Here is a 20,841-nt window from a genome sequence, read left to right on the forward strand (position 1 = left end):
AAATATGACTCACACCCCTTGAGTGAATATTGCCGGATAATGGCGCTTGCGCCTTATCCGGCTTACATACGCGGGTGCCACTACACGATTTACATCATGACGACGTCGAACTGCTCCTGGTTATACAGCGGTTCGATTTGTACTTTGACCTGTTTGCCGACAAAGATCTCAACTTCCGCCAGCGCATGTGACTCTTCACCTTTCAGGGTTTCAGCCACTGCCGGAGAGGCATAAACCAGGAAACGGTCAGAGTCATATGCATGGTGTACGCGCACGATTTCGCGCATGATTTCATAGCATACGGTTTCCACCGTTTTCACCGTACCACGCCCATGGCAGGTCGGACACTCGTTGCACAGTACATGCTCCACGCTTTCACGTGTGCGCTTGCGTGTCATCTCCACCAGGCCCAGCTGTGAAAAACCGTTAATGCTGGTTTTTACGCGATCCTTGCTCAGAGCCTGCTCCAGGGAGTGCAGCACCCGGCGACGGTGATCTTCATTATTCATGTCGATAAAATCGATAATGATAATACCGCCGAGGTTACGCAGACGCAGCTGACGAGCAATGGCCTGCGTTGCTTCAATATTAGTATTAAAGATAGTGTCGTCGAGATTACGATGCCCAACAAACGCGCCGGTATTGATATCGACCGTGGTCATCGCTTCGGTTTGATCGATGATCAGATAACCGCCGGACTTCAGCTCAACTTTGCGTTCCAGCGCGCGCTGGATTTCATTCTCTACGTCAAAGAGATCAAAAATAGGCTGGCGCCCGCTGTAATGTTCCAGCTTGCTGGTCATCTCGGGGATATATTCCGCCGTAAATTCCAGTAACGCCTCATAGGTCAGACGGGAGTCGACGCGGATGCGGTCAAGCTGCGCATCGGCAAAGTCACGCAACACGCGCTGTGCCAGTGCCAGTTCACCGTACATCTGGTAGCGCGTTTGTGGGCGCTTTTTACGCTCCATGACTTTCGTCCAGACGCGCTTCAGGTAGGCAGCATCCGAGGCAAGATCCTCTTCACATACGCCTTCCGCCGCCGTGCGAATGATGAATCCACCCTGCTCATCGCAGTAATCCGCCACCACTTTTTTCAGGCGTTCGCGTTCGGTTTCGCTTTCAATACGTTGGGATACGCCAACGTGCGACGCCCCCGGCATAAAGACGAGATAACGGGAAGGAAGCGTGATGTCCGTCGTCAGGCGTGCGCCTTTAGTTCCCAACGGATCTTTTACCACCTGCACCATCAGATCCTGACCCTGGCGCACCAGTTCAGAAATGTCGCGTACGGTGAACTGTTTTTGTTCTTCACCCGCCACGCATTCGGTGTGCGGCATGATGTCAGAAGCGTGAAGAAATGCGGCTTTATCCAGTCCAATATCTACAAAAGCCGCCTGCATACCCGGAAGTACACGACTTACACGACCTTTGTAGATATTGCCTACGATTCCGCGTCGCGCCTCACGTTCAATATGAATTTCCTGCAGAATACCGCCATCAATGTAAGCCACCCGAGTTTCCGATGGCGTTACGTTTACCAACAATTCAGCCGTCATGTTTATCCCTTTTCTCACGCAGTGCGTTAAAATTGGTCAGCAACTCATACGTTTCTACCAGCGGTAAGCCGACTACGGCGTGATAGCTGCCATTTATCTTCCTGACAAAACAGCCACCCAACCCTTGAATACCGTATGCACCTGCTTTATCCATTGGTTCACCGCTGGCAACATAGCCCGCGATGTCCTCATCGGTTAGTGCTCTGAATGTCACTTCCGTCGCTACCAGGCAGTCCAGACTGTGCTGGCGATCGGCCAGTGCCACGGCCGTCATAACTTGATGCGTTTTGCCCGACAGTTTGCGCAGCATTGCTGCGGCATGGTCGGCGTCGTGCGGTTTTTCCAACACTTCGCCATTAAGGATAACGATGGTATCCGCACCCAATACCGGCAAATCGCGCTGTGCCATTACTACGCCAGCCTGCGCTTTTTCGCGCGCCAGACGGGAAACGTACTGCTGCGCGCTTTCCTGCGGGTGCCGCTGTTCTTCAATCCCAGGGACCAGTCGTTCAAACGTAACACCAAGCTGAGCGAGCAACTCCTGACGACGTGGAGAACCTGAAGCAAGATACAGAGTATTCATATCAACCTTATTGCACCGCAAACTGCTGACGGACTTTACGCATCAGTAAGAATAGCCATGGCCAAAGCACACCATTCACTACACTACTCCAGAACACTTCAGGTCTGAAAGAGACGTTGATCACTAAAAACTCGGCCCAGAAAACAATAATATCCACGACCAGTGATAACAACATGACCACCAGCGCCTGTTGCCAGAGCGCGAGGTTTCGGAATAGCTGGAATTTCAGCGCGACCAGATAAGCAATGATACTCATCGACAATGCGCGCACGCCAAGCGTGGAGCCGCTGATGAGATCCAGTATGGCACCCACCACAAATCCCGTGCCCACATTTACGCGATGCGGCAGCGCCAGGATCCAATACAACAAGATGAGCAGCACCCAGTTTGGCCGGAAAACCAGAATGTCATCCGGCCAGGGCATGACTTGCAGCAACAGTGCAATAAGGAACGAGAGCCAAATCACCCAACGTCCCTGGCTACGATAGCTTGCCACTTACTGTCCTCCCGGCTTACGCGGAGCAGGTTGTGGCGGCGTGGTATCTGCGGGCGCTGGAGCCACGCCTGTTGCAGGTGCTGGCATCGGCGCAGGCGGTCCCATGGTATCTGGTGCAGGCAGAACTTGCGGCATCATTTGCATCAGACGTTCATTAGCAACGCGGTGTACTTCTTCCGGCGTCATCGGGTTTGCGCCATTACGATCGGCACCCCACAACAGCAGCAGATAGCGCAGACGCTGCAGACCCGCAGTCGGGCGAGCCTGAATCACAGTATAAGCGCGCTGAGTGTCCAGCTTAACGGAAGAAACAACAGCAACCGGATAACCTTCAGGGAAACGTCCACCCAGGCCCGAGGTGACCAGCACATCGCCAACGCGAATGTCGGTGTTGGCCGGCAGGTGTTCGAGCTGAAGATCGTCGGTGCAGCCGTTACCCGCAGCGATTACGCGGATATCATTACGCAGTACCTGAATAGGCAGCGCATGCGTCGCATCGCAAATCAGCAGCACGCGGCTGGTTAATTTAGCCACCGCCACGACCTGACCTACTACGCCTTTGTCGCTAATAACCGGCTGGCCTTCGTAGACGCCGTTAACGCTCCCTTTGTCGATCACGACCTGATCGCTGTAAGGGTCATTAACCGTTGAGATGACCTGCGTCACCATCTTTTGTTCGTCCTGACGCAATGGCGATCCCAGCAGCTCACGCAAACGCGCGTTCTCCTGTTTGTATTGCCCCAACATCAGTAGTTCGCTGTTTTTCAGCAGCAGTTCCTGACGCAACGCACGGTTTTCAAGTTCGAGTTGGTCACGCGAAGCCAGCGTTTGCGACACGCCGTCGAGTAATTCACGAGGACCATTTGAGATAAAGTAGAAAGGACTGACGGCGGTATCCATGTACGTTCGGATTTGACTAAACGTACCCAGGCGGCTGTCGGCAATAATAACGCCGAGCGCCACCAGCACCGCCAGAATAAGGCGAATCTGTAGCGACGGGCCACGGCTAAAAATTGGCTTCATAGTCTATGCGTATTCTCGTATCAGAGCGGAAGGGCAACCCGCGGGGGCTACCCAACCTGCATCCGATTACTCTTCGCTGAACAGGTCGCCGCCGTGCATGTCGATCATTTCCAGCGCCTTGCCGCCGCCGCGCGCCACGCAGGTCAGCGGATCTTCAGCAACAACAACTGGAATACCGGTTTCTTCCATTAACAGACGGTCAAGGTTACGCAGCAGCGCACCACCACCGGTCAGCACCATACCGCGTTCGGAGATGTCAGACGCCAGTTCCGGCGGGCACTGTTCCAGTGCAACCATTACTGCGCTCACGATACCGGTCAGCGGTTCCTGCAGGGCTTCCAGAATCTCGTTGGAGTTCAGGGTAAAGCCGCGCGGAACGCCTTCAGCCAGGTTACGACCGCGAACTTCGATTTCGCGCACTTCGTCACCCGGATAAGCGGAACCGATCTCGTGTTTAATACGTTCTGCGGTCGCTTCACCGATCAGGGAACCGTAGTTACGACGAACATAATTAATGATGGCTTCATCGAAGCGGTCGCCGCCAATACGGACAGAAGAGGAGTAAACCACACCATTCAGGGAGATAACGGCAACTTCAGTGGTACCGCCACCGATATCCACAACCATTGAACCGGTTGCTTCAGAAACTGGCAGACCCGCACCGATCGCGGCCGCCATCGGCTCTTCGATCAGGAAGACTTCACGAGCACCTGCGCCCTGAGCTGATTCACGGATCGCACGGCGTTCAACCTGAGTTGCTCCAACCGGTACACACACCAGTACGCGCGGGCTTGGGCGCATGAAGCTATTGCTGTGCACTTGCTTGATAAAGTGCTGGAGCATTTTTTCAGTCACGAAGAAGTCAGCGATAACGCCGTCTTTCATTGGGCGAATTGCAGCGATATTGCCCGGCGTACGACCCAGCATCTGCTTCGCATCATGACCTACTGCAGCCACGCTTTTCGGCGAACCGGCACGATCCTGACGAATGGCCACAACAGAAGGCTCATTCAATACGATGCCTTGTCCTTTTACATAAATAAGGGTATTCGCGGTACCCAGGTCAATGGACAGGTCATTGGAAAACATGCCACGAAATTTTTTCAACATACTAAGGGATAATCCTGAAAGCTGGGGCGGAAAACAAAATCCGCTTACTTTACCAACCACACGCAGCAGCGACAAGGCGCAAAAATCATCTGCTACGGTGAAAATTAGTGCAGTTCGTTTCCTTTGTTACAAAACCGGCCTGAGTCCATCAGGGCTGAATAAATCAGCAGCACTCCTCGCTTTTGTTTGCAACCTGTCAAAGGTCATTCACCTGCATGTTTGCTGTTACAACCTGGCGAGCAGGCAAGCACACCCCCAGAAGGCACAGCGCGCGTTATTCTACGTGAAAACAAATTAAACGGCAGGTTAAACCGAGTATCTTTGCGAATATTTTTTCACGTTAGTGTCAAGTGGTTGTGATGCGGCAAAAAAATCCCCTTGCCCACCTGCAACTCCGCGTTCTGTCAGCGTATGCCACTCACTACGCGAACGTACGCCCGTGGCGTAAACCTGTGTGGGTGTTCCCGAACAGGCCTCCACCAGGCTTTGAACCAGAAGCTGATTTTCCGTTCGCTTATCAATGTTCCTCACCAGACTTGGATGCAGCTTCAATAACTCAACGTTAAGCTCTTTGATCCAACTGGTGCTCACCAGCGTTAACCCCGCCTGCGTAACGGCAATACGCACGCCCAGCGCATTCATCAATCTGATGACGGGCTGTAACCGGCTGATATGTTGACAGACATCTGCCTCAGCAAGTTCAATAATTATGCGTTTGCGTAATGATTTTTCGCACTGCATCAGCGTATCACGCAGCCAGCGCTGAAAACGTGGACGAATAAGCGATTCAACCGTTGTCTGCATCGCCAGATTTTCCTGCGGCCAGTAGCCCAAAAGCAGGATCAGACGGCTTATCTGCAAACGGTCATATTCTTCTGCCAGACCAAATTGCAGGACCATCGGCATATATTCCGCCGAAATGACCTCTTCGTTGCCATCAAAAATACGGCACATCAACTCCCGATGGTGCACCCGGCCTTCACGCGTTACGGCAGGCTTTTGATAAATTCTCGGCCCGCCCCGGCTAAGCATCTGTTCGATAAGCGTTCGCCAGCGTACGTTGCCCCGACCTTTTTCCGGCAGCGAGTCATCATAGACCGACCAGCTATTTCCGCCCTGCAATACCGAATTCCGGGTGGCGGCTTCAGCATGATCCATCACTTGCTCCGGCGACTGACCGCTGCGGCAAACGCAAATGCCAATATGAACCATATCGGCACGATCGATCATTTTATTAGCCGGAAGTGCATCTACCGCTTTTAATAATTGCCCGGCAATGCTTTCCGCCTCTTTCAACGTGCGGTGTGGCAGCAGGATAGCAAAATCGCTACGGTGGTAGCGCGCCAGCAACGCGCCCGGATATCGCGTCATAAAAGTCGACAACAAATTGATCAGCGTCGAGATTTGTTCTTCTGCGAGGGTGATTCCCCAGCTATCGCGCAGCAGCGTAAAATCCGGCAGGCGCACCATCATCACGACGCCATGCGAGCCTACTTTTTCCTGATCTTCCAGCAGCGTGGCCAGTTGGTTATCAAAGAACAAGCGGTTGCTTAGCCCGGTTTTTGTATCCTGCGCGACATAGGAACGAATCAGCGTATCCAGGCGGCTGCGTTGCTCGCGGGCATTTTGAATTTCAGTCAGCAGCATATCGAGCGCACTGCTGGTACGCGCAGGCCATTCATAGACCGTTCCCCGCACGTTCGGTCCACGCTCGCCGTTCAGAATACGCGTGGAACGAATCTCCAGCAGTTCCTGACCTGAAAGCTGGCGCTGAAGCCAGCGCACAGACAAAAAGAGCATCAGAATAATGAAAGCAATGGCTATCGTGAGCGGTGCGGTGGTCAGTAGCGAATGGAAATAGTTACCCATTGGATCCTGATAAACCAGACGCAATGACATACCCGGATGCTTGACCAACGGTACGGTAATCTCGCGGTAGAGATTGTTCGTCCCTGCCGGTCGGTAGCTGCTGGTGCGTGAGTGGTCATACACCACATTTCCGCCCTGCAACAGTTCGATGCGCACGATATCAACAGAAACCATCAGCTCATCGATTTGCGGGGTTAACGCAACGACATCTCTGGAGACCAGATGCGTATCAATCGCCGTCGCGACCGCATGAACGCGCGTGGTGAACTTATATTGAATAGCGTTGTAGAAACTCAGCGAACAGCCGATCAGAGTCACGAAGATCGTTAACCCAGTAAGCAGCGTGACAAAAGCTGAAAATTTCGTCGTTAATCGCATCCTTGTGTTAACTCCGACAGTTATGAAACAGGCCTGAAAGTAATAAATCGACTCTAAAATGCAAAACTGAAGGCAAAATCCGTCAATTTATACAAACTGTGAGGGCATACTACCAAATCAGGTATATCTGGCAATTTATTGCGCAGAATCGGCATCATGTTTTGATTAGCGAGTATAGTCTTCATTATTAATTTTCCAATCCACTATACGAATTGAGGACAGGTTATGCAGGCTTTGATCTTAGAACAGCAGGACGGAAAAACCCTCGCATCCGTTCAACCCCTCGACGAAAATCAGCTACCGGAAGGCGATGTGACGGTGGATGTCCACTGGTCAAGCCTGAACTATAAAGACGCCCTGGCTATCACCGGCAAGGGAAAAATCATTCGTAATTTTCCGATGATTCCTGGTATCGATTTCGCCGGTACCGTGCGCGCAAGCGAAGATCCCCGTTTTCATGCGGGTCAGGAGGTTTTACTGACCGGTTGGGGCGTGGGTGAAAATCATTGGGGTGGACTGGCAGAACGCGCACGCGTGAAAGGCGACTGGCTGGTTGCGCTGCCAAAAGGGCTGGATGGACGTAAAGCCATGGTCATCGGTACCGCTGGCTTTACCGCCATGCTTTGCGTCATGGCGCTTGAAGATGCAGGAATTCGTCCGCAAGACGGTGAGATTGTCGTCACAGGCGCCAGCGGAGGCGTGGGCAGCACGGCCGTTGCGTTACTGCATAAGCTGGGTTATCAGGTTGCGGCGGTTTCGGGCCGTGAAAGCACCCACGACTACCTGAAAAGCCTGGGCGCAAACCGTATTCTTGGTCGCGATGAGTTTGCCGAGTCTCGTCCGCTGGAAAAACAGCTGTGGGCTGGCGCGGTGGATACCGTTGGCGACAAAGTTCTGGCGAAAGTCCTCGCGCAGATGAACTACGGCGGCTGTGTTGCTGCCTGCGGTCTGGCGGGCGGTTTCGCTCTGCCAACCACGGTGATGCCATTCATTCTGCGTAACGTTCGTTTGCAAGGAGTGGACTCGGTGATGACCCCGCCGGCACGCCGTGCAGAAGCCTGGGCGCGTCTGGTTAAGGATCTGCCGGAATCTTTCTATGCTCAGGCGGCAACGGAAATTACGCTGGCGGATGCGCCGAAGTTCGCCGATGCCATCATCAATAACCAGGTGCAAGGCCGTACGCTGGTGAAGGTGAAGTAACAGACTCTGGCGCAGAAATTTACACTTAATTAACGAAATTTCGCGGCACATCTACAGACTCCCTGCCATATTAACTACGCGTCCCCTGTCAGTTATGACGCATAAGCCGGGAGTCTGTTATGAAGAAATTACGTCCATTTACAGAAGCCGACGTCACTGACGAGTCGGCTTTTTTTATGCAGCGTCGCCAGGTGCTGAAAGCATTAGGGATCAGCGCAGCCGCGTTGTCTTTACCCCACTCTGCGCAAGCTGACCTTCTGAGTTGGTTTAAGGGTAATGACCGCCCGCCCGCGCCCGCGGGAAAGCCGCTTAATTTCAGCAAGCCCGCCGCCTGGCAAAATTCGCTTCCTTTAACCCCAGCGGATAAAGTTTCTGGCTACAACAACTTCTATGAATTCGGTCTCGACAAAGCGGATCCGGCAGCCAACGCGGGTAGCCTGAAAACCGATCCATGGACATTAAAAATCAGTGGTGAGGTCGCCAAACCACTCACTCTCGATCACGACACCTTGACCACCCGTTTCCCGCTGGAGCAACGGATTTACCGGATGCGCTGTGTGGAAGCCTGGTCAATGGTCGTGCCATGGATTGGCTTTCCGTTACATAAACTGTTGGCGCAGGTGGAACCCACCAGCAATGCGAAGTATGTCGCGTTCGAAACGCTGTACGCACCAGAGGAAATGCCGGGACAAAAAGATCGCTTTATTGGCGGCGGGTTGAAGTATCCCTATGTTGAAGGACTGCGTCTGGATGAAGCGATGCACCCACTCACGTTGCTTACAGTGGGGGTTTATGGAAAAGCCCTTCCGCCACAAAATGGCGCGCCCATTCGCTTAATTGTGCCGTGGAAATATGGATTTAAAGGCATTAAGTCGATCGTGAGTATCAAACTCACGCGCGAACGCCCTCCGACAACCTGGAATCTGGCCGCGCCCAATGAATACGGGTTTTATGCCAACGTGAATCCGCATGTCGATCATCCCCGCTGGTCCCAGGCCACCGAGCGTTTTATTGGCGCTGGCGGTATTCTGGACGTACAGCGTCAGCCCACGCTGATGTTTAACGGCTATGCCGAAGAGGTTGCGTCACTGTATCGCGGACTCAATTTGCAGGAGAATTTTTAAGTGCGTCTGACTGCAAAGCACATTACCGGGCTGAAAGTTTGCCTGCATCTTGCCGGTTTTTTGCCGTTTATCTGGCTATTTTGGGCGGTAAATCACGGCGGCCTGAGCGCCGATCCGGTCAAAGATATCCAGCACTTTACCGGTAGGACAGCTCTGAAATTCTTGCTGGCGACCTTGCTGGTCTCTCCACTCGCGCGCTACGCTAAACAGCCATTATTGATACGCACACGTCGCCTGTTAGGGCTATGGTGTTTTGCCTGGGCAACGCTGCATTTAACCAGCTACGCATTACTGGAACTGGGCATTAATAATCTGGCGTTGTTAGGGCGGGAATTAATTACGCGGCCTTATTTAACCTTGGGCATTGCCAGTTGGGTCATATTATTCGCCCTCACCTTAACGTCCACGCAGGCTGCACAGCGAAAGCTGGGTAAAAAATGGCAGTATTTGCATAACTTCGTCTATCTTGTGGCGATCCTGACACCCATACATTATCTGTGGTCGGTTAAAATTATCTCCCCTCAACCGATTATTTATGCAGCGATCGCTGCGGTGCTGTTAGCGTGCCGTTACAAGAAGTTTCGCCAGTGGTGGCGGTAGTTTCACGATATGTGCAGTGCGTTGCAAAACACTGACGATCCGATTTTCTTTACATGTTAACGGTTGATTATCTTCCCTGATAAGACCAGTATTTAGCTGCCAATTGCTACGAAATAGTTATAATGTGCGACTTTGCTATCCCCGGTAGCGTTTTTAAGGCGCTGAAAGGGTGACAATCGCATATTGAAGGTATATTTTGTCTTTTACCCGAAAATGGCAGAAGATAGCCGCACAATGACTAACAAGTCTGGCAATCTCACTTAATGGCAGCAGCGCCCTGTGCAGCGCCTGAGATGCGTGGCATCTTGTCACTCACTGTTATAAAAATGCTATACAGACGGCGGTAAAACGCCTGTCACAATCTCACTAAACAAAGAGTACGGAACCCACTCATGGATATTCGTAAGATTAAAAAACTGATCGAGCTGGTTGAAGAATCAGGCATCTCCGAACTGGAAATTTCTGAAGGCGAAGAATCTGTACGCATCAGCCGTGCAGCGCCAGCTGCAAGTTTTCCGATGATGCAACAGGCTTATGCTGCACCAGTGATGCAGCAACCAGCTCTGTCTAACGCTGTCGCACAAACTGCCTCTCCAAGTATGGAAGCTCCGGCAGCAGCGGAAATCAGTGGTCACATCGTACGCTCCCCAATGGTTGGTACGTTCTACCGCACCCCGAGCCCGGATGCTAAAGCGTTCATCGAAATCGGACAGAAAGTGAATGCGGGCGATACCCTGTGCATCGTTGAAGCCATGAAAATGATGAACCAGATCGAAGCCGACAAATCCGGCGTAGTTAAAGCGATTCTGGTAGAAAGTGGTCAACCGGTAGAATTTGACGAGCCGCTGGTCGTCATCGAATAACGAGGCGAACATGTTGGATAAAATTGTTATCGCCAACCGCGGCGAGATTGCCCTGCGTATTCTTCGTGCCTGTAAAGAACTGGGCATCAAGACTGTCGCTGTGCATTCAAGTGCGGATCGCGATTTAAAACACGTATTGCTGGCGGATGAGACGGTCTGTATCGGCCCGGCTCCGTCCGTAAAAAGCTATCTGAACATCCCGGCTATCATCAGCGCCGCTGAAATCACCGGCGCGGTGGCAATTCACCCGGGCTATGGCTTCCTCTCTGAGAACGCCAACTTTGCTGAGCAGGTAGAGCGTTCTGGCTTTATCTTCATCGGCCCGAAAGCCGACACCATCCGCCTGATGGGCGACAAAGTGTCTGCAATCACCGCGATGAAGAAAGCGGGCGTACCGACAGTCCCAGGCTCTGACGGCCCGCTGGGCGATGACATGGACGCTAACCGCGCTCATGCTAAACGCATCGGCTACCCGGTTATCATCAAAGCCTCCGGCGGCGGCGGCGGTCGCGGTATGCGCGTCGTGCGCAGCGATGCCGAACTGGCACAATCCATCTCCATGACCAAAGCGGAAGCGAAAGCCGCTTTCAATAACGATATGGTCTACATGGAGAAATACCTGGAAAACCCACGCCACATTGAAATTCAGGTGCTGGCTGACGGTCAGGGTAACGCGATTTATCTGGCAGAACGTGACTGCTCCATGCAGCGTCGTCACCAGAAAGTTGTCGAAGAAGCACCAGCGCCGGGCATTACCCCGGAACTGCGTCGCTACATCGGCGAGCGTTGCGCCAAAGCCTGTGTTGATATCGGCTATCGCGGGGCGGGTACTTTCGAGTTCCTGTTCGAAAACGGCGAGTTCTACTTCATTGAGATGAACACCCGTATTCAGGTTGAACACCCGGTAACCGAAATGATCACCGGCGTTGACCTGATCAAAGAGCAGCTGCGCATCGCAGCGGGCCAACCGCTGTCCATCAAGCAGGACGAAGTTGTGGTTAAAGGCCATGCGGTTGAATGCCGTATCAACGCCGAAGACCCGAACACCTTCCTGCCAAGCCCGGGTAAAATCACGCGTTTCCACGCGCCGGGTGGCTTTGGTGTGCGTTGGGAGTCTCATATTTACGCAGGCTACACCGTACCTCCGTACTATGACTCAATGATCGGTAAGCTGATCTGCTATGGCGAAAACCGCGACGTCGCTATCGCCCGTATGAAAAACGCATTGCAGGAACTGATCATCGACGGTATCAAAACCAACGTTGACCTGCAGATCCGTATCATGAATGATGAGCACTTCCAGCACGGTGGAACCAATATCCACTACCTGGAGAAAAAACTCGGACTTCAGGAAAAGTAAGCGTGCATTAACCGAAAAGGCCGGAAATTCCGGCCTTTTGTTTTTCTCCCCTCCCGCACGTGCCATAAGGTACAATCCCCGCTTTCTTTATCCACAAGGGACAAAAAATGGACGCTCGTTTTGTTCAGGCCCATAAAGAGGCGCGCTGGGCGCTGTGGCTAACCCTTTTATATCTGGTCACATGGTTAGTGGCCGCTTACTTACCTGATTCAACGCTGGGTTTTACCGGCTTACCGCACTGGTTCGAAATGGCCTGTCTGTTAACGCCGCTGGTTTTTATCGTGCTGTGCTGGGCGATGGTAAAGTTTATCTATCGCGACATTCCGTTGGAGGATGACGATGCAGCTTGAAGTTATTTTACCGCTGGTCGCCTATCTTCTGGTGGTATTCGGTCTCTCAGTTTATGCCATGCGTAAGAGAGTTACCGGTACCTTCCTGAATGAATATTTCCTTGGCAGCCGCTCCATGGGCGGGGTCGTGTTAGCGATGACGCTAACGGCAACCTACATTAGCGCCAGCTCGTTTATTGGCGGTCCTGGTGCCGCTTACAAATACGGACTGGGATGGGTGCTGCTGGCGATGATCCAGTTGCCTGCCGTCTGGCTGTCGCTGGGTATTCTCGGCAAGAAGTTCGCGATTCTGGCACGCCGTTATAATGCTGTTACCCTCAACGATATGCTATTTGCGCGCTACCAGAGCCGCCTGCTGGTATGGCTGGCAAGCCTCAGCCTGTTGGTCGCGTTTGTCGGGGCAATGACCGTACAGTTTATTGGCGGCGCACGTTTGCTGGAAACCGCAGCGGGTATCCCCTACGAAACCGGTCTGCTGATTTTTGGCGTCAGCATCGCGTTATACACGGCGTTCGGCGGCTTTCGCGCCAGTGTACTGAACGACACCATGCAGGGCATGGTGATGCTGATTGGTACTATCGTTTTGCTGGTCGGCGTCGTTCATGCTGCCGGTGGCCTTAGCAATGCGGTGGTAACCCTGCAGACTATCGACCCTAAACTGGTCTCGCCGCAGGGCGCTGATGACATTTTGTCACCCACATTTATGACCTCATTCTGGGTGTTAGTATGCTTTGGCGTGATTGGCCTACCGCATACCGCGGTACGCTGCATCTCTTATAAAGACAGTAAAGCGGTGCACCGCGGCATTATCATCGGCACCATCGTAGTGGCGATCCTGATGTTTGGTATGCATCTGGCGGGTGCCCTGGGACGGGCGGTCATCCCTGACCTGACGGTACCGGATCTGGTTATCCCTACGCTGATGGTCAAAGTCCTGCCGCCGGTCGCTGCCGGGATTTTCCTCGCCGCACCTATGGCTGCGATTATGTCGACGATCAATGCCCAATTGCTGCAAAGTTCCGCTACGATCATTAAGGATCTGTACCTGAACCTTCGCCCGGAACAGCTGGAAAACGAAACCCGGCTGAAACGCATGTCGGCAGTGATTACCCTGCTGTTGGGCGCGTTACTGTTGCTGGCCGCCTGGAAACCGCCAGAGATGATTATCTGGCTGAATCTGCTGGCGTTTGGCGGGCTGGAGGCCGTCTTCCTGTGGCCTCTGGTGCTGGGCCTCTATTGGGAGCGGGCAAACGCGTCAGGCGCATTGAGCGCGATGATTGTCGGCGGCGTGCTTTATGCTCTACTCGCCACCTTTAACGTTCAGTTCCTGGGCTTCCACCCAATCGTGCCCTCGTTACTGATAAGCTTGCTGGCTTTCCTGATAGGCAACCGTTTCGGTTCCGCCGTCCCGCAAGCCGCCATATTGACTACTGATAAATAAAGAGTTTTGCCATGCCATGGATCCAACTGAAACTGAACACGACCGGTGCCAACGCTGAAGAGTTGAGCGATGCGCTGATGGAAGCGGGCTCCGTTTCCATTACTTTCCAGGATACGCATGATACGCCGGTATTTGAACCTCTGCCGGGCGAGACTCGCCTGTGGGGTGATACCGACGTTATCGGCTTGTTCGATGCAGAAACCGACATGAAAGAAGTGGTTGCCATCCTGGAACAGCATCCGCTGCTGGGTGAAGGCTTCGCGCATAAAATCGAACAGCTCGAAGACAAAGACTGGGAACGCGAATGGATGGATAACTTCCACCCGATGCGCTTTGGTGAACGTCTGTGGATTTGCCCAAGCTGGCGCGATGTCCCGGATGAGAATGCTGTCAACGTGATGCTGGACCCGGGTCTGGCATTTGGCACAGGCACGCACCCCACTACCTCTCTGTGCCTGCAATGGCTGGACGGTCTTGATCTTAACGGTAAAACGGTTATCGACTTTGGCTGCGGCTCCGGCATTCTTGCCATTGCGGCACTGAAGCTGGGTGCGGCGAAAGCCATTGGCGTGGATATCGACCCGCAAGCGATTCAGGCCAGCCGTGATAACGCCCAGCGTAATGGTGTTTCTGAGCGTCTGGAGCTTTATCTGCCGAAAGACCAGCCAGAGGCGATGAAAGCCGACGTGGTGGTCGCCAACATCCTTGCTGGCCCATTACGTGAACTGGCTCCGTTAATCAGCGTACTGCCCGTTGAGGGCGGTTTGCTTGGGCTTTCTGGTATTCTTGCCAGCCAGGCGGAAAGCGTCTGTGAAGCCTATGCCGATCTCTTTACGCTCGATCCGGTTATCGAGAAAGAAGAGTGGTGTCGTATTACCGGCCAGAAAAAATAATCCCATCCGGCGTGGTTATCTGACCACGCCATTTTCAGACAATTGACCAGCATACCGACACTTTCCTCAGCGATATAATAATCAATTGATTTTGTTATTTTTTATATTGAGTTTCGTTGAGTAAACGTATGCGTTTCAACTGTTTTACAACAACTTTGCTGGCAGCATGCATGATGCCACTGACCACGCTGGCCGTACCATGGGGATATACCGAAGAAAACGGCCCCGCACGATGGGGAGAAATCAGCAAAGCGTATGCAACGTGCCAGACAGGCATAAACCAATCCCCCATAGACATCCAGACCACCACAACCAGTAAACTCGGTCTCCCCGCGCTAAACATGCAGTACGTCGATGGCCCAACTAGATTTCGGAGCATTAACCATACGTTGCAAGCAACGATGAGTAGTTACGCATCTAATTCTATTGAAATTGATGAAACGCTTTATTATTTAAAACAATTTGATTTTCACGCCCCGAGTGAACATACCCTCAACGGTAAAACCTATCCGCTGGAGATGCAGTTGCTCCACAAAAATCAATCCGGAGACATTGCTATTGTGGCGGTTATGTTTGACGTGGGTGAACAGAACCAGGCGATTCAAAATTTGTGGGAGTCCTTTCCAACCATGGAGGACAGCAGCATGGACATCTTCTCGCCGGTCGATATCCACCAGCTTTTACCCGACAATAAAACCTACTGGCGCTACCGTGGTTCGTTAACAACACCTCCCTGCACCGAAGGCGTCACCTGGTCTGTCCTGAAAACGCCTGTTGCTCTTTCTGCCGAACAGTTGGATAAATTTCACTACATTGTTGGGCCAGCAAACAATCGCCCGCTGCAGCCGTTGAATGAACGCAAGATTACGGACAGCTATTCTGGGGATACCGAGATCCTGTACTAAAATGAGGTAGCGATCACACAATGACGAGGTAATTTGCCGATTAATTCAGCAGAATATCTTGTCAGTACCGTCTGCAGCTGAAGAAAAAATGAGAAGTTACGCAAAATTATATGTGTATATAAAATCGACACATTTTTATAATGCGATGATTTATATGATTAAATATTTTCATGCGTTCACATTTACGGCAATTCATTGATCCACCTCAGTGGATTGGTCAAAGTTTGGCCTTTCATCTCGTGCGAAAAATGCGTAATATACGCCGCCTTGCAGTCACAGTATGGTCATTTCTTAACTCATGCGCATCGGACAATACCAGCTCAGAAATCGCCTGATCGCAGCACCTATGGCTGGCATCACTGACAGACCATTCAGGACGCTGTGCTATGAGATGGGAGCAGGATTGACAGTATCCGAGATGATGTCTTCTAACCCGCAGGTTTGGGAAAGTGACAAGTCTCGTTTACGGATGGTGCACGTTGATGAGCCAGGAATTCGCACGGTGCAAATTGCCGGTAGCGACCCTGTTGAGATGGCCGATGCCGCACGTATTAACGTGGAAAGCGGCGCCCAGATTATTGATATCAATATGGGGTGTCCGGCTAAAAAAGTGAATCGCAAGCTCGCAGGTTCAGCCCTCTTGCAGTACCCGGATTTAGTGAAATCGATACTAACCGAGGTCGTCAATGCAGTGGACGTTCCTGTCACACTCAAGATTCGCACCGGCTGGGCTCCGGAACACCGTAACTGCGTAGAGATTGCCCAACTGGCTGAAGACTGTGGCATTCAGGCTCTGACCATTCATGGACGCACCCGCGCCTGTTTGTTCAATGGAGATGCTGAGTACGATAGTATTCGGGCAGTTAAGCAGAAAGTTTCCATTCCGATTATCGCGAATGGCGACATTACTGACCCGCATAAAGCCAGAGCTGTACTCGACTATACGGGGGCGGATGCCCTGATGATAGGACGTGCAGCTCAGGGAAGACCCTGGATCTTTCGGGAAATCCAGCATTATCTGGACACTGGGGAGCTGCTGCCCCCGCTGCCTCTGGCAGAGGTGAAGCGCTTGCTTTGTGCGCACGTTCGGGAACTGCACGACTTTTATGGTCAGGCAAAAGGGTACCGAATTGCGCGTAAACACGTATCCTGGTATCTCCAGGAACACGCTCCGGATGACCAGTTTCGGCGCACATTCAACGCCATTGAAGATTCCAGCGAACAGCTGGCGGCGTTGGAGGCATACTTCGAAAATTTTGCGTAAACAGAAATAAAGAGCTGACAGAACTATGTTCGAACAACGCGTAAATTCTGACGTACTGACCGTTTCTACCGTTAACTCTCAGGACCAGGTAACTCAAAAGCCCCTGCGTGACTCGGTTAAACAGGCACTGAAGAACTATTTTGCTCAATTGAATGGTCAGGATGTTAACGATCTCTATGAGCTGGTACTGGCTGAAGTAGAACAGCCCCTGTTGGACATGGTGATGCAATACACCCGCGGTAACCAGACCCGTGCTGCCCTGATGATGGGCATCAACCGTGGTACGCTGCGTAAAAAACTGAAAAAATACGGCATGAACTGATACTAATCAGTTAAATGTTTGTTTTAAAAGGCGCTACTCGGCATGGGGAAGCGCCTTTTTTATTAACGTCACACGGGAGGCTTTGGCGGTGAACGCAAGATGTGAACCTGTCTATTTTGGCGATGAATCTAAAAAGATAATCCTGGGTGATGCTCTGACCGAACTGAAAAAGCTGCCGTCTGAAAGCATCGATCTCATTTTTGCCGACCCTCCTTATAATATCGGTAAAGACTTTGATGGGATGGTGGAATCCTGGAATGAAGAGGCTTTTCTGGCTTGGCTGTTTGAGTGCATTGACGAGTGCCATCGCATTCTCAAACCGCACGGCACCATGTACATCATGAACAGTACGGAGAACATGCCGTATATTGACCTCAAATGCCGCCAGCTCTTTACTATCAAGAGCCGTATCGTGTGGTCATACGATAGCTCAGGGGTACAAGCCAAAAATTACTTTGGTTCGATGTATGAACCGATCCTGATGATGGTAAAAGATCAGAAAAACTATACGTTTAATCGTGATGATATTCTGGTTGAAGCCAAAACTGGTGCCAAACGCGCACTGATAGACTACAGAAAGAATCCGCCTCAACCTTACAACCAGAAAAAAGTACCGGGCAATGTCTGGGAGTTTCCACGCGTTCGTTATCTGATGGACGAATACGAAAATCACCCGACTCAAAAGCCCAAAGCCCTCCTGGAGCGTATAATTCTGGCGTCCTCCAGCCCTGATGACAAGGTACTGGACCCCTTTGCCGGTAGCTTCACAACCGGTGCCACCGCCGTGGAATTAGGGCGCAAATTTGTCGGAATTGAAATCAATGCCGAGTACGTAAAAATGGGGCTCAGAAGATTGGATATTGGCTCTCATTTTTCAGAGATGGAGCTTGCAAAGGTGAAAAAGCGTAAGACAAAAAACCTGTCTAAAAAGAGTCGATTGACGGCAAAGAGTGGCGATCTTTCAACAAAGTAAAGGCATTGTAAGTCTGCTTTTCAGCTTAAAGATTTCGTGTATATTCCCTGCACGCTTGGGCATGAATACACAGGGTTTAGGAATGATTCGCAAGTATTGGTGGCTGGTTGTTTTTGCGGTATTCGTTTTTCTTTTTGATGCGCTGCTCATCCAATGGATAGAGATGATGACAACAGAGCACGACAAGTGCCGGAATATGAACTCAGTGAATCCCCTTAAGCTGGTCAACTGCGTCGACCTCGAATAGCACTTTAGGTAACGCTTCGACAGTCGTCAGCATCTGGCAGTTAAAACTATCCAAACTGGTTTTCACTCTGCATTAATTGCATGACGCTGCCGTCTGGGCTTAACATTTTTAATACATTATCAACTAATACTGGAGCTTGCCCATACAGGTCATAACTCACTGGATTCATTAACCAGTTTTTTATAATTCCGCTAAAGCTACCGTGCAGAATAATGATGATGACATCTAAATCAAGAGTGGTGGCAATCAGATTGTCATCTACACACTTTTGTAGGGAATCACGAATGCTTTGATGACTGATACCAATTTTATCGCGAATAGCCTGCTCAGATATCATATCGTTATGAAATTCACACTTATGATATAAAATCTGCATTAATGCCTGCTGACGAGGGTTCTCTGCAATATATTGTAACCCCACCACAAACTTTTCTCGCAATCGCTGTAAAGGGTTATCCCCCCAACGACCAATTAGCTTGTCCTGAATAAGATCGCGTAAAGGTGGTTGTTGTAACCATAGCTCATTAAACAATTGAGTTTTATTTTCGAAATGCCAATAGAGCGCACCACGCGTGACGCTGGCGGCATCCGCAATGTCGTTTAGCGTCGTATTGCTTACGCCACGTGCGGCAAACTGCACAATTGCCGTTTCTATCAGGTGCTGCCGCGTTTTGAGGGCATCAGCTTTCGTTTTTCTGGCCATGGTTCCGACTGTCTGAGGTAGGTAGAGAATGATTAACTTTCTTATCTAATATTTGCGACACGGAACAAATGTATCACTTAGCATTTATTTAAACGAGTTCTAAAAAATATTATTACGGACTTCGCACACGAATAAACAAAACGAATACCAACAACAAATATATTCATAAACCAAATGCTTATTTCAATTTGTGTTTATGCGAATCATAGTATTGCTATTAACACCACAATGAAACAGCTGTCGATTAATCTTTTTTTGCTTTTACGTGCCGTGTATCGCGCCCATAAATAAGTATTGCTTACATCGCAAGCTAATAATTTGTAGGATAGCCAACTATTATTTTTCTTGTGCGCGTTATCGCCCCTGCGTTACCCGGTTAATAACGAGCGTTCGGTTTTTTAAGGAATAGAAATGACGAAAAATGCCAGGTTTTCACTCCTGCCCTCATTCATCATCGTCTCCGCAGCATTACTCGCCGGTTGTAACGATCAGGGAGAAACACAAGCTCATCCCACAGAACCGCAGGTGACTGTCCATGTTGTCGAAAAGGCTCCTTTAGCCGTAACGACCGAATTACCCGGGCGCACAACGGCATTCCGAATTGCAGAAGTTCGTCCCCAGGTCAGCGGGATAGTGCTTAAACGGAATTTCACTGAGGGAAGCGATATTGAATCCGGACAGTCACTTTATCAGATCGATCCCGTGACTTATCAGGCTGACTATGACAGCGCCAAAGGTGAACTGGCGAAGAGTGAAGCGGCTGCTGCAATCGCGCATTTAACGGTAAAACGCTATGTGCCGTTGGTTGGCACCAAGTACATCAGCCAGCAAGAGTACGATCAGGCAATTGCTGATGCCCGTCAGGCCGATGCCTCCGTGATCGCGGCAAAAGCGGCGGTCGAAAGCGCGCGTATCAATCTGGCCTACACCAAAGTAACATCGCCAATTAGCGGACGCATCGGTAAATCTAACGTCACCGAAGGTGCATTAGTCACGAATGGCCAGGCTACAGAGCTTGCTACCGTTCAACAGCTCGATCCCATTTACGTCGACGTGACACAGTCCAGTAACGACTTTATGCGCCTCAAACAGTCCGTTGAACAAGGGAGCCTGCATAAAGACAGCGCCAGCAGTACTGTCGAACTGGTAATGGAAAATGGTCAGTCATACCCGCTAAAAGGCTCTTTGCAGTTTTCCGATGTGACGGTTGATGAAAGCACCGGCTCAATCACCCTCAGAGCCGTGTTCCCTAACCCACAGCACACGCTGTTGCCGGGCATGTTTGTGCGCGCACGCATTGATGAAGGCGTCCAGCCGAATGCCATTCTCGTTCCGCAGCAGGGGGTAACGCGTACGCCTCGCGGCGATGCCACCGTAATGGTCGTTAACGACAAGAGTCAGGTTGAGTCTCGCGCAGTCGTTGCCGCACAAGCTATTGGTGACAAGTGGCTCATTAGCGAAGGCCTGCAACCGGGTGACAAAGTTATCGTGAGCGGCTTACAGAAAGCACGTCCAGGCGTTCAGGTTAAAGCAACCGCCGATACCGAAACCCCTGCCACGAAAGCCCAATAAGGTAAC

At 51.3% G+C, this 20,841-nt stretch carries 21 protein-coding genes; 14 read left to right on the plus strand and 7 right to left on the minus strand.

The features are described 5' to 3' along the window. Positions 1-89 precede the first annotated feature (89 nt). From rng to csrD, 6 genes are all read right to left on the minus strand, one after another. Positions 90-1,559: a ribonuclease G gene (gene rng, locus OGX94_RS14075; protein WP_003025190.1), complete on the minus strand. Its 1,470-nt coding sequence runs from the start codon at positions 1,557-1,559 to the stop codon at positions 90-92. Then, positions 1,549-2,142, minus strand: a complete 594-nt coding sequence (locus OGX94_RS14080; RefSeq protein WP_003828824.1) for a Maf family protein — start codon at positions 2,140-2,142, stop codon at positions 1,549-1,551. The genes rng and OGX94_RS14080 overlap by 11 nt, the downstream gene beginning before the upstream one ends. Positions 2,143-2,149: 7 nt before the next feature. Then, a complete protein-coding gene (mreD, locus tag OGX94_RS14085; RefSeq protein ID WP_003025196.1) occupies positions 2,150-2,638 on the minus strand; it encodes a rod shape-determining protein MreD in 489 nt (162 codons plus the stop codon). Then, positions 2,639-3,661: a rod shape-determining protein MreC gene (mreC, locus tag OGX94_RS14090; protein WP_003828827.1), complete on the minus strand. Its 1,023-nt coding sequence runs from the start codon at positions 3,659-3,661 to the stop codon at positions 2,639-2,641. 66 nt (positions 3,662-3,727) lie between these two features. Continuing rightward, positions 3,728-4,771, minus strand: a complete 1,044-nt coding sequence (gene mreB, locus OGX94_RS14095) for a rod shape-determining protein MreB (protein WP_000913396.1) — start codon at positions 4,769-4,771, stop codon at positions 3,728-3,730. 306 nt (positions 4,772-5,077) lie between these two features. Then, on the minus strand, positions 5,078-7,018 hold the full coding sequence (gene csrD, locus OGX94_RS14100; RefSeq protein ID WP_048236872.1) for an RNase E specificity factor CsrD: 1,941 nt from the start codon (positions 7,016-7,018) through the stop codon (positions 5,078-5,080). A gap of 225 nt (positions 7,019-7,243) precedes the next feature. Here csrD and acuI point away from each other — a divergent pair, with 225 nt between their 5' ends. The 13 genes from acuI (at position 7,244) to OGX94_RS14165 (ending at position 18,560) form a co-directional block, all read left to right on the plus strand. Continuing rightward, the gene (gene acuI / locus OGX94_RS14105; protein ID WP_003828832.1) at positions 7,244-8,218 is read left to right on the plus strand and encodes an acrylyl-CoA reductase (NADPH); all 975 of its coding nucleotides are present in this window, start codon (positions 7,244-7,246) and stop codon (positions 8,216-8,218) included. 119 nt (positions 8,219-8,337) lie between these two features. Beyond that, positions 8,338-9,342 (plus strand): protein-methionine-sulfoxide reductase catalytic subunit MsrP, encoded by a 1,005-nt coding sequence (msrP, locus tag OGX94_RS14110; RefSeq protein WP_003828834.1) that lies wholly within the window; start codon positions 8,338-8,340, stop codon positions 9,340-9,342. Beyond that, positions 9,343-9,942 (plus strand): protein-methionine-sulfoxide reductase heme-binding subunit MsrQ, encoded by a 600-nt coding sequence (gene msrQ / locus OGX94_RS14115; protein WP_003828835.1) that lies wholly within the window; start codon positions 9,343-9,345, stop codon positions 9,940-9,942. 392 nt (positions 9,943-10,334) lie between these two features. Beyond that, positions 10,335-10,805: an acetyl-CoA carboxylase biotin carboxyl carrier protein gene (gene accB, locus OGX94_RS14120; protein ID WP_003025210.1), complete on the plus strand. Its 471-nt coding sequence runs from the start codon at positions 10,335-10,337 to the stop codon at positions 10,803-10,805. A 10-nt stretch (positions 10,806-10,815) separates the two neighbouring features. Continuing rightward, on the plus strand, positions 10,816-12,165 hold the full coding sequence (accC, locus tag OGX94_RS14125) for an acetyl-CoA carboxylase biotin carboxylase subunit (RefSeq protein ID WP_003828838.1): 1,350 nt from the start codon (positions 10,816-10,818) through the stop codon (positions 12,163-12,165). 107 nt (positions 12,166-12,272) lie between these two features. Further along, positions 12,273-12,515, plus strand: a complete 243-nt coding sequence (locus OGX94_RS14130; RefSeq protein ID WP_003828839.1) for a YhdT family protein — start codon at positions 12,273-12,275, stop codon at positions 12,513-12,515. Next, a complete protein-coding gene (panF, locus tag OGX94_RS14135) occupies positions 12,505-13,956 on the plus strand; it encodes a sodium/pantothenate symporter (RefSeq protein ID WP_126317326.1) in 1,452 nt (483 codons plus the stop codon). Before OGX94_RS14130 ends, panF begins: the two co-directional genes overlap by 11 nt. An 11-nt stretch (positions 13,957-13,967) precedes the next feature. Next, the gene (prmA, locus tag OGX94_RS14140; RefSeq protein WP_003025221.1) at positions 13,968-14,849 is read left to right on the plus strand and encodes a 50S ribosomal protein L11 methyltransferase; all 882 of its coding nucleotides are present in this window, start codon (positions 13,968-13,970) and stop codon (positions 14,847-14,849) included. A gap of 170 nt (positions 14,850-15,019) precedes the next feature. Next, on the plus strand, positions 15,020-15,754 hold the full coding sequence (locus OGX94_RS14145; RefSeq protein WP_226804259.1) for a carbonic anhydrase: 735 nt from the start codon (positions 15,020-15,022) through the stop codon (positions 15,752-15,754). 298 nt (positions 15,755-16,052) lie between these two features. Then, positions 16,053-17,018, plus strand: coding sequence for a tRNA dihydrouridine synthase DusB (gene dusB / locus OGX94_RS14150; RefSeq protein WP_003025224.1), 966 nt, complete (start codon positions 16,053-16,055; stop codon positions 17,016-17,018). 25 nt (positions 17,019-17,043) lie between these two features. Continuing rightward, entirely contained in the window at positions 17,044-17,340 is a 297-nt protein-coding gene (gene fis / locus OGX94_RS14155; protein WP_000462905.1) for a DNA-binding transcriptional regulator Fis, read from the plus strand. 88 nt (positions 17,341-17,428) lie between these two features. Further along, positions 17,429-18,313: an adenine-specific DNA-methyltransferase gene (gene yhdJ / locus OGX94_RS14160; RefSeq protein WP_257662151.1), complete on the plus strand. Its 885-nt coding sequence runs from the start codon at positions 17,429-17,431 to the stop codon at positions 18,311-18,313. 82 nt (positions 18,314-18,395) lie between these two features. Beyond that, positions 18,396-18,560 (plus strand): DUF2556 family protein, encoded by a 165-nt coding sequence (locus OGX94_RS14165; protein ID WP_191222088.1) that lies wholly within the window; start codon positions 18,396-18,398, stop codon positions 18,558-18,560. Positions 18,561-18,606: 46 nt separating this feature from the next. Here OGX94_RS14165 and envR read toward each other — a convergent pair whose 3' ends face one another. Then, entirely contained in the window at positions 18,607-19,263 is a 657-nt protein-coding gene (gene envR / locus OGX94_RS14170; RefSeq protein WP_257662142.1) for an acrEF/envCD operon transcriptional regulator, read from the minus strand. A 411-nt stretch (positions 19,264-19,674) separates the two neighbouring features. Here envR and OGX94_RS14175 point away from each other — a divergent pair, with 411 nt between their 5' ends. Then, positions 19,675-20,835, plus strand: coding sequence for an efflux RND transporter periplasmic adaptor subunit (locus tag OGX94_RS14175; protein WP_286569421.1), 1,161 nt, complete (start codon positions 19,675-19,677; stop codon positions 20,833-20,835). Positions 20,836-20,841 lie beyond the last annotated feature (6 nt).

Origin of the sequence: Citrobacter sp. Cpo037 (assembly GCF_030332945.1) — a bacterium.
Taxonomy (GTDB): domain Bacteria; phylum Pseudomonadota; class Gammaproteobacteria; order Enterobacterales; family Enterobacteriaceae; genus Citrobacter; species Citrobacter portucalensis.

Bases quoted from the DNA above. Each gene is read 5' to 3' on its own strand.
- fis (WP_000462905.1), top strand. From the start codon at position 17,044: ATGTTCGAACAACGCGTAAATTCTGACGTACTGACCGTTTCTACCGTT.
- msrP (WP_003828834.1), top strand. From the start codon at position 8,338: ATGAAGAAATTACGTCCATTTACAGAAGCCGACGTCACTGACGAGTCG.
- envR (WP_257662142.1), bottom strand. From the start codon at position 19,263: ATGGCCAGAAAAACGAAAGCTGATGCCCTCAAAACGCGGCAGCACCTG.
- OGX94_RS14175 (WP_286569421.1), top strand. From the start codon at position 19,675: ATGACGAAAAATGCCAGGTTTTCACTCCTGCCCTCATTCATCATCGTC.
- rng (WP_003025190.1), bottom strand. From the start codon at position 1,559: ATGACGGCTGAATTGTTGGTAAACGTAACGCCATCGGAAACTCGGGTG.
- prmA (WP_003025221.1), top strand. From the start codon at position 13,968: ATGCCATGGATCCAACTGAAACTGAACACGACCGGTGCCAACGCTGAA.
- mreC (WP_003828827.1), bottom strand. From the start codon at position 3,661: ATGAAGCCAATTTTTAGCCGTGGCCCGTCGCTACAGATTCGCCTTATT.
- OGX94_RS14165 (WP_191222088.1), top strand. From the start codon at position 18,396: ATGATTCGCAAGTATTGGTGGCTGGTTGTTTTTGCGGTATTCGTTTTT.
- acuI (WP_003828832.1), top strand. From the start codon at position 7,244: ATGCAGGCTTTGATCTTAGAACAGCAGGACGGAAAAACCCTCGCATCC.
- csrD (WP_048236872.1), bottom strand. From the start codon at position 7,018: ATGCGATTAACGACGAAATTTTCAGCTTTTGTCACGCTGCTTACTGGG.
- OGX94_RS14080 (WP_003828824.1), bottom strand. From the start codon at position 2,142: ATGAATACTCTGTATCTTGCTTCAGGTTCTCCACGTCGTCAGGAGTTG.
- OGX94_RS14145 (WP_226804259.1), top strand. From the start codon at position 15,020: ATGATGCCACTGACCACGCTGGCCGTACCATGGGGATATACCGAAGAA.
- panF (WP_126317326.1), top strand. From the start codon at position 12,505: ATGCAGCTTGAAGTTATTTTACCGCTGGTCGCCTATCTTCTGGTGGTA.
- dusB (WP_003025224.1), top strand. From the start codon at position 16,053: ATGCGCATCGGACAATACCAGCTCAGAAATCGCCTGATCGCAGCACCT.
- accB (WP_003025210.1), top strand. From the start codon at position 10,335: ATGGATATTCGTAAGATTAAAAAACTGATCGAGCTGGTTGAAGAATCA.
- OGX94_RS14130 (WP_003828839.1), top strand. From the start codon at position 12,273: ATGGACGCTCGTTTTGTTCAGGCCCATAAAGAGGCGCGCTGGGCGCTG.
- mreB (WP_000913396.1), bottom strand. From the start codon at position 4,771: ATGTTGAAAAAATTTCGTGGCATGTTTTCCAATGACCTGTCCATTGAC.
- accC (WP_003828838.1), top strand. From the start codon at position 10,816: ATGTTGGATAAAATTGTTATCGCCAACCGCGGCGAGATTGCCCTGCGT.